Here is a 7,529-nt window from a genome sequence, read left to right on the forward strand (position 1 = left end):
TATGGATATGATTTTAGTCTTGACGATATTCATTGTGGTTTTCGCGTTGGCGTTTGACTTTATTAACGGGTTCCACGATACCGCGAACGCCATTGCGACGTCGGTGTCGACGAGAGCGCTCACGCCGCGCCAAGCCATTATTTTGGCTGCAACGATGAACTTTATCGGCGCGCTCACCTTCACCGGTGTCGCCAAAACGATTACGAAAGACATTGTCGACCCGTTTGCCCTAGAAAATGGGCCGCTCATTATTTTAGCGGCGTTGACATCAGCCATTGCCTGGAATTTGATCACGTGGTATTACGGCATCCCGAGCAGCTCTTCGCACGCGATCATCGGTTCGGTTGCCGGAGCGGCGATTTCCGCGGCTGGGGTTGGGATTTTGAATTATGGCGGGTTTTTGAAAATTTTACAATCGCTGATTCTTTCCCCGTTTTTGGCGTTAGGGGTCGGCTTTATCATGATGAACATTTTTCGTTTTATCTTTAAAAACGCCAACTTATACAGCACGACGAGGGGCTTTCGGATGTTTCAAATTGTGACGGCGGCGTTTCAGGCGTATACGCATGGAACAAACGACGCTCAAAAAGCGATGGGGATCATTACAATGGCGTTAATCGCCGGCGGATACCACGCGACGACCGACATTCCTGAATGGGTGCGCATTTCTGCCGCCTTGGCCATGGGGTTGGGAACGGCCGTTGGTGGGTGGAAGATCATTAAAACGGTCGGCGGGAAAATTATGAAAATCCGCCCGATCAACGGGGCGGCGGCCGATTTGTCGTCTGCGCTCGTCATTCTTTCGGCGACGATGTTCCACTTGCCAGTCAGTACGACGCACGTCATTTCCTCGGCCATCATGGGAGTCGGCGCCGCCCAACGGGTGAAAGGCGTCAAATGGGGCGTCGCTCGCCGCATTGTGCTGACGTGGATCATCACCTTGCCGGTGTCAGCGTTGATTGCGGGGTTTGTGTACCAGATCCTTCGTTTATTCTTCTAATCCATGATCGAGGGTTTCCAAACAAAAAGCGCGCCTGTTGTCAAACAGGCGCGCTTCGTTTATGCCGCCGGACGGCTCGCGGAAGAGGAGCGGCCGATCGCCCGGCAAAGCTTTGGAGCGATCAAGCCGGCGACGATCGATAGCAAAATGTCTTTCGGCAGCGGGGCAAGCATCCAGCTCCACACCATGCCGTACGAAAGCCCTTCCGGCGCTTCCGCCCATAGTTTGTACGCCATGTACATCCAGTTCGTGCCGATGACATAGTTGATGACCATGCCAACGAGTGCGGCGGTGACGAAACGAGCTTTTGACGCCGGCTGCGGGCCGCGGTTGATGACCCATCCGGTCGCATAAGCGGCAACGATAAACGAAAGAATGAAGCCAAATGTCGGTTGGAAAATCATCGATAGTCCGCCGTTGAATTTGGCAAACACCGGCACGCCGGCGAGGCCGACGAGCATGTACACAATCATCGCCACCGCACCGAGCCGTCGCCCGAGCACCGCGCCGGCTAAGACGCAGAAAAACGTTTGCAGCGTAATGGGAACACCGCCGACGACAAGAAACGGCGCCCACGACGTAATGTTCGCCCCGATCGCCATCAAGGCGACGAACATGGCGGCAAGCGTCATGTCAATCGGTCGAAGCGAAGTCCGTCGCTCCATATGTAAACCCCCTTTTTTTGTTCGTTAACAAAATCGTACCGAACAATCGCTAGGCTGTCAATTCTCTTTTTTCGGCGGATGATCAAACGGCTTGGGGGGATGATAAAGAAAAAACGACTCCTCGAGCGCTTCATGTGGACAACGCGGCGAGGAGCGTGAAAGGAGGTCTTGGCCATGGATTGGTTCGTGCCGGATGAGGAGCTGAAACGGGCGAGCAAAATCGGAGCGAACGAAGACATCATTCATACGAGCAAAAATGACGAGGGCTACGATTTGCGCACCCCGGCGGAAATCGGGGCTCGGCAGCCGACGGATGAAAACGGCAATTCGTGAAGGCAGCGAAGGATTGGGCGCAGATGGACGGGAAAGAAAAAAGTCTTGGATAGCTTCGCGCCGCGAGAAGGCCGGTGATGGATGGAAACAGATCGCAGGCCTTAATTACTTTGCCATTAGAGGGATCTTGTCATGCCGATGACATGCTGCCGGCTCGGATGCCGTGCTCGTTTTTCAATGGTTTTTTCGGCATGAAAAGAATAGAAGAAAATGAATTTATTGATTTTTATGAATAAATACCTATTTTTGATATGGTAATAAAGTTCCTTTTTTTTTTTTTTTTTATTTCCAGTAAGATTTTAATTGTAAATATATAGTTTGTTTACCATAACGTGTACTTGGTAAGGGACTGAGGTAGCGTCAAAAGTTCTATGAAAAACCCACACAGACCATCCCATCGAGCATCGTGAGGCATGTGGGGAGCCGGATTCGTCCTTGGCCAACACCCGCCACAAAGGTGCGAAAGGGTTGTCAAGGGCGACGGGGACAAAAAAAGTTAGGCCGCCTCTTGTTGGAGAAACGCTTGTGCCATGGCGATGAACTTCGTCCACCGGGCCGGCATATGCGGCAGCTCGGCGAGCTCCGGAATGACGACCGGGACCCGGCCTTCGAGCGCGCTATGCGGGCGCAGAAAGTTGAAATACGCCACAAACAGCGTCACAAAGGACACCGAGCCCTCTTCCGCGCCGAACCCATGGGTCGGGCGGCAGTTGCCTTTAAAGGTCCGGTTGAATCGCTCGATGATTGGCTTGAGTGGACGGAACTCTTCGGACACCGGGTCCTCATGGGCCAGCCCGATCACCTGGCGGATGTCAAACGAAATCCCGTGATGGGCGAAGAAGTGCTGCGCCAGCAGGTAAATGGGATTGCCGTCGACGACGAACGACAAGTCGTCCGGGATGGATGGCCGCTTCCGCAAGACATCATTGATGGCCTTGATGGCCGAGAGCGTGTCCCGATTGGGCGAGACGCGATACGACAGCACGATCTTTTTGACGGCATCGAATAGAAAGAACATGTAATGCCAGCGCCCTTTGACGCGAATATACGTCTCGTCTCCGCAGAACGATCCGGACAGCTCGTACGGGAATCGGTCGACAAAGGGCTTGATCCAAAGCGCGGCGCTGTTGGCGTAGTTGAGCACCGTCTGATGGGAGATCGACACGCCGTGGATATCCTTCATGGCGGCTGCCGTCATGCGGGAAGACATTCCAAAGTTGACATGGTACGTCAACACCAGCCCCAGAATGTGCGGCGACACAGCCAGCCGGGACAAATCGACCTTCGGCTTGATGGGTGACGAGGAAGCCAACGGTAGAAAGTCAAACAAGAACTCTCGAAACCAATACCGCACCTTGAAGGCTTGAGGATCCTGTTTGAAACGTTGGCGCTCCTTCTTCGTCATCCGTCGAAGGTTGGCCCGGTAAAACGGGCAATCGTTGTTCTTGCACTTATAGATGTTGTATTCTTTGCGTTCCTTGATTTTTTCCAGCGTCTTTTTGCAGTGCGGGCAGCGAAAGACCGCTTGCTTGGTGAACCGATTTCGGTGGTTGAACCGGCACTGGCACACTTTGCATTGGTATTGCCCTTTTCCGCCGTTATTGGCGTACAGGTAAGAAGAGGGAGCCTGGCAGCGAGGGCAGGTCAACGAATCCGGAACACGGTGTTTCGCCTTCGCGCGGCGCTGGATGGGCCGCAAAGGACGTCTGTGCTGGGCTTCGTAGTCCGCCAACAGCTTCCGGTAATCAAGGGTTTCCGGCACATCGATGATCGGAAGGTCATCGACTTGAAGTTTCCGGTACGGTTTTTGGATGGGTTCGTCCAAGTCCTCGAGATTCAACGATTTTCCCAATATCACACCCATCTAATACACGATAATTTGATATTGGGTCTTGATTATTTCAAGCAAATAGGCTAATCATTGAGGTAACAAAGCTTGTCACTCCTTTGTTTTGGCTGTTGGGTGTCGTTACCTCAATGATGGCGGAAAACAACGGGGGTGGTAAGCTTTTTTTGTTCAACCGTTGAAACCCAAGGAAAAACCGTGAGTGTGGAGGATAAACTTTTGACAATACCTGTATCCGATGGGGAGGGCTGAAAGCGTGATGAGCCAGTTGGCGTATCGGGTGAAATACCGCCGCAGTTGGACCGACAAGGGACTCAGGGCGTTTTTCAAGGCAATGATTGCCCGGATGGATGGGATTCGTCTTTTCGGACGTCGTTTCGGAGAAGGATCGTCGCATCCGGCGGAGGAAACGACATCCACTAAACAGACGGTCGTGAACAAGGCGAAACAACGCGTCCGCCGTCTTTGGCCTGAGATCACGCGGAATAACGTGCCATATTTAAAGCAATCGTCCGGGACACCGATCTATCATGCCCTGTCTGAACTCAAGGCATGGTAAAAAAAAGGTATACATATCGATCTGCCATGGCAAGGGATGAGAATTCAAAAGCGCTTACGGACTAAATTCAAAAAATGGTTTGCCAACCTATGATTTACACCTGTTTTCAGCGAATCAAAAAAGTTTCCACAAAGTCTTGACTGACTCTTAGTAATGATCCTGCTTGACATTTTTGAAAATATAATTACTAAAATTCAAAAACATCAAAAATCATAGAGCAGATGTATTTTCATGAGTGGAAAAATCATAGTTCGACAAATGGGATAGCTGTAATAATGGTTTGACCTGTTTAATATGTTTGGACCACTGATCAAGGGATGTTCACTTACAGAAAGCTGATCTGAAATCAGAACAAACAATGATCCCTACAACAGATGAGAAAAATGCTACGACATTTATCTCCCACTGATACACATGTAACGTAAAGAGATGCTTATGATTGTCGATGAACTCATTCAGCAAAAGTGAGGATCAACTTATATCCTTTGTGGAACAAGCGAAATCTTGCATGGGTTAAATCTGTGCATGGAATCGGAAAGAATGTTCAAGCCTTTATTCGAAGAATCAACCAGAACCCAGAACGAACGATCGATCATTTGTGAATTCAATTTTGTCTTCATGGGCAGTCATGGCGCCGGGAAATCACGAAAGTTTCGGGAAATGGAAATATAGACGGGTGAGGCAAGGAAACAAGAAGTTGAGGTTACACCTGGTGTGGGGTGCTCGTGCCATGGCCCGAACGAAAAACACCCATTTATCCGTGAAGTATCATCGGATCGCTAAACGAAGAGGAGTAAATCGGGCGAGTATCGCTGTGGGAAGAACGATGTTACAAATCCTCTACGTCATTTTAACCAGAAAGGAACAGTATAGAGGTATAGAGAGTTTGGAAACCTACTACTGGGATTGGTAGCGAGAAACGAACCTAGTGTGTCAAACGATGAAGCAATTTAGGGGGATAGGGTATCAAGTGAAACTGGAAAAAACGAGTGCGCATTATCGGTAAACCATATATACTGAAATTCTTTCTTTTAAAACCTACTTCTAATGGTTAGGTAGAGATCGTTCTTGTCTTTTTCGAGTTTTCAGGGTAGGAGGAGAGCAATTATTGGATATTAAAAATGATTTGAATCATTTTTTTGAGTATACTTCTTACCAAAATGCTTATGGACTTTTATACAGCCAAAAAACAGGAAAACAGGTTGCATTTTTAAAGTCCATGCTTGATACTCTTCCAAAAGAGAGTAAAATACTTGATTTATGTTGTGGTAACGGAAGACATCTTTTTTCTATTAGAAGACTAGGCTTTGATGTTATTGGCATAGATTCACATTACGAAACAGTAGCCAAAGTCAAGGAAACCGATCCCGCTGCTAATATTATGTTCTGCGATGCACGTTTTATGAATTTTATTGAAGTCTTTGATTTAGTCTACTGTTTAGAAACATCTATTGGTTACTTTAACGATGAAGAAACCATTAAAATTTTCGGTAAAGTTTATAATTCTCTAAAATATCAAGGGATATTTATTGTGCATGTTTTTAACAGGGAGTTGTTATTGAAATATTTTGAGGACAGTTCATATTTTTATGATATTTTCCACCAGCCAATTTTTGAAAGCAGGGAAATCGATTTATTAAATGGACTATTAAAAATTAGACAAAAAAGAAATAATAGCAATATAAAAGAATACCACCTTGATTTACGAATTTATACTGCTGTTGAATTAAAAAATATGTTAAGTACTGTTGGTTTTAAAATAAGCAATGTTTATGGTGATTTTGATAAATCACCGTTTTCAATTAATAGCCCTGAGTTAATTATTATTCTAAAAAAGGAAGGATAGAAATGTATAAAAAATATCGCAAATCACGTTACACAATTAAACATGAGACTCAAGAAGGTACTTTAATCTTATTTAACACTTTTTCTGGAGCTATAGCAACAATTGAAGATGTAAAAACAAAAGAAAAGGTTAAAACTATTTTACGGGAGGGGTTATTATGTGAACCTGCAAATGAATTAGAAACAGAGTTAATTAATCAACATTTTTTGGTACATCATTCAACCGATGAAAATCGATTAGTAGATTTAATGAGAGATATGGAAAAAAATCGAAAGGATCACTATGAATTAATTTTATATTCTACAGAAGAATGTAATTTTAGGTGTGTTTATTGCTTCGAGAAATTTTTAAGGGGGGAAATGCCGAAAGAAATTCAACAGGCTATTATTAAGCATATTTTACGAAAAGCACCTCATATTAATAGTCTAAATATTGCTTGGTTCGGCGGGGAGCCATTAGAAGGTGTAAATGTAATTAGGAATATTAATAAAGAAGTTAAAGAAATATCTAAAAAATTCGGATTTACATTCAACTCTGGAATTACAACAAATGGATACGAACTCGATGAAAATCTATTTCGTGAATTGGTAGATTTGAATATTATCCAATATCAAATCACTTTAGACGGGCCGAAAGATACCCATGATACACATAGAATACTTAAAGATGGTGGTCCTACTTTTGATCGTATTATAAACAATTTAAAAAGTATTCAAAAGACTGATTTAGAGTTTAAAGTTTTAATCCGCTCAAATTTCGATAAAACCAATAAGGATAGAATGCAAGAATTAATAGAACTGCTTTCAGAGTTTTTGAATGGAGATGAACGTTTCCAATTATATTTTAAACCTGTGCAGAATTATGGTGGAACATCTGCTAAAGATCTACCACTATATGATCCAAAAGAAAGTTTTAAAGTTATGAGTGAGGTTCAAAAACGAGCACATTGTTATTTTCCGACCTCCACTGAATTGCTAAGTTCCCTTGACCCAATGGGAAGTGTTTGTTACGCTGGTCTTCCGAATAGTTTTGCGATTGGGGCAGATGGAACTATTTATAAATGTACTTTAGAATTAGATGAGCCTCTGAATCAATTAGGGAAAATTAGAGGAGACGGAACTTTTGATATTGATGAAGATAAACTTACCTTATGGGTAACTATTCACCCCAGTGCTAGTGTATAAAAAAGCCCAGCACAAATAGGGCATTTCGGTCATAGAAAATGCCCTAGGTAGCGGAAAGAACTCGATCGATCGTTTCGCCTGCCAACAGAAGACATA

General features: G+C 45.1%; 6 protein-coding genes and 2 pseudogenes. 6 read left to right on the top strand and 2 right to left on the bottom strand.

Annotated elements, in window-relative coordinates:
* The first annotated feature begins 1 nt into the window (after window position 1).
* Complete coding sequence (locus ETC02_RS04260) at window positions 2-1,000, top strand: inorganic phosphate transporter (protein WP_044742701.1); 999 nt, start codon at window positions 2-4, stop codon at window positions 998-1,000.
* Window positions 1,001-1,059: 59 nt separating this feature from the next.
* Here ETC02_RS04260 and ETC02_RS04265 read toward each other — a convergent pair whose 3' ends face one another.
* Window positions 1,060-1,665: a biotin transporter BioY gene (locus ETC02_RS04265; protein ID WP_050367752.1), complete on the bottom strand. Its 606-nt coding sequence runs from the start codon at window positions 1,663-1,665 to the stop codon at window positions 1,060-1,062.
* Between the two features lie 174 nt (window positions 1,666-1,839).
* On the opposite strand from ETC02_RS04265, the gene ETC02_RS04270 reads away from it, so the two are divergent.
* Both ETC02_RS04270 and ETC02_RS17635 read left to right on the top strand, forming a co-directional pair.
* Complete coding sequence (locus tag ETC02_RS04270) at window positions 1,840-1,998, top strand: hypothetical protein (RefSeq protein ID WP_171698082.1); 159 nt, start codon at window positions 1,840-1,842, stop codon at window positions 1,996-1,998.
* A gap of 77 nt (window positions 1,999-2,075) precedes the next feature.
* Entirely contained in the window at window positions 2,076-2,234 is a 159-nt protein-coding gene (locus tag ETC02_RS17635; RefSeq protein ID WP_227412624.1) for a hypothetical protein, read from the top strand.
* 260 nt (window positions 2,235-2,494) lie between these two features.
* On the opposite strand, the pseudogene ETC02_RS04280 reads toward ETC02_RS17635, so the two are convergent.
* Window positions 2,495-3,907, bottom strand: a pseudogene (locus ETC02_RS04280) (DDE-type integrase/transposase/recombinase).
* Between the two features lie 166 nt (window positions 3,908-4,073).
* Here ETC02_RS04280 and ETC02_RS04285 point away from each other — a divergent pair.
* The 3 genes and pseudogenes from ETC02_RS04285 to ETC02_RS04295 all read left to right on the top strand — a co-directional run.
* Window positions 4,074-4,403: pseudogene (locus ETC02_RS04285) on the top strand (UPF0236 family transposase-like protein); the annotation flags it as partial.
* A 1,108-nt stretch (window positions 4,404-5,511) separates the two neighbouring features.
* Window positions 5,512-6,249 carry a class I SAM-dependent methyltransferase gene (locus tag ETC02_RS04290; RefSeq protein ID WP_021322585.1) on the top strand — a complete coding sequence of 246 codons (738 nt, stop codon included), beginning with the start codon at window positions 5,512-5,514 and terminating at the stop codon, window positions 6,247-6,249.
* A 2-nt stretch (window positions 6,250-6,251) separates the two neighbouring features.
* Complete coding sequence (locus tag ETC02_RS04295) at window positions 6,252-7,433, top strand: radical SAM protein (RefSeq protein ID WP_171698083.1); 1,182 nt, start codon at window positions 6,252-6,254, stop codon at window positions 7,431-7,433.
* The last annotated feature ends 96 nt before the right edge of the window (window positions 7,434-7,529 follow it).

The sequence above is a fragment of the Geobacillus sp. DSP4a genome (assembly GCF_013096875.1).
GTDB lineage: Bacteria > Bacillota > Bacilli > Bacillales > Anoxybacillaceae > Geobacillus > Geobacillus thermophilus.

Excerpts from the sequence above, each read along its gene's own strand:
- ETC02_RS04260 (WP_044742701.1), top strand. The coding sequence starts at position 2 with ATGGATATGATTTTAGTCTTGACGATATTCATTGTGGTTTTCGCGTTG.
- ETC02_RS04265 (WP_050367752.1), bottom strand. The coding sequence starts at position 1,665 with ATGGAGCGACGGACTTCGCTTCGACCGATTGACATGACGCTTGCCGCC.
- ETC02_RS04270 (WP_171698082.1), top strand. The coding sequence starts at position 1,840 with ATGGATTGGTTCGTGCCGGATGAGGAGCTGAAACGGGCGAGCAAAATC.
- ETC02_RS17635 (WP_227412624.1), top strand. The coding sequence starts at position 2,076 with ATGGATGGAAACAGATCGCAGGCCTTAATTACTTTGCCATTAGAGGGA.
- ETC02_RS04295 (WP_171698083.1), top strand. The coding sequence starts at position 6,252 with ATGTATAAAAAATATCGCAAATCACGTTACACAATTAAACATGAGACT.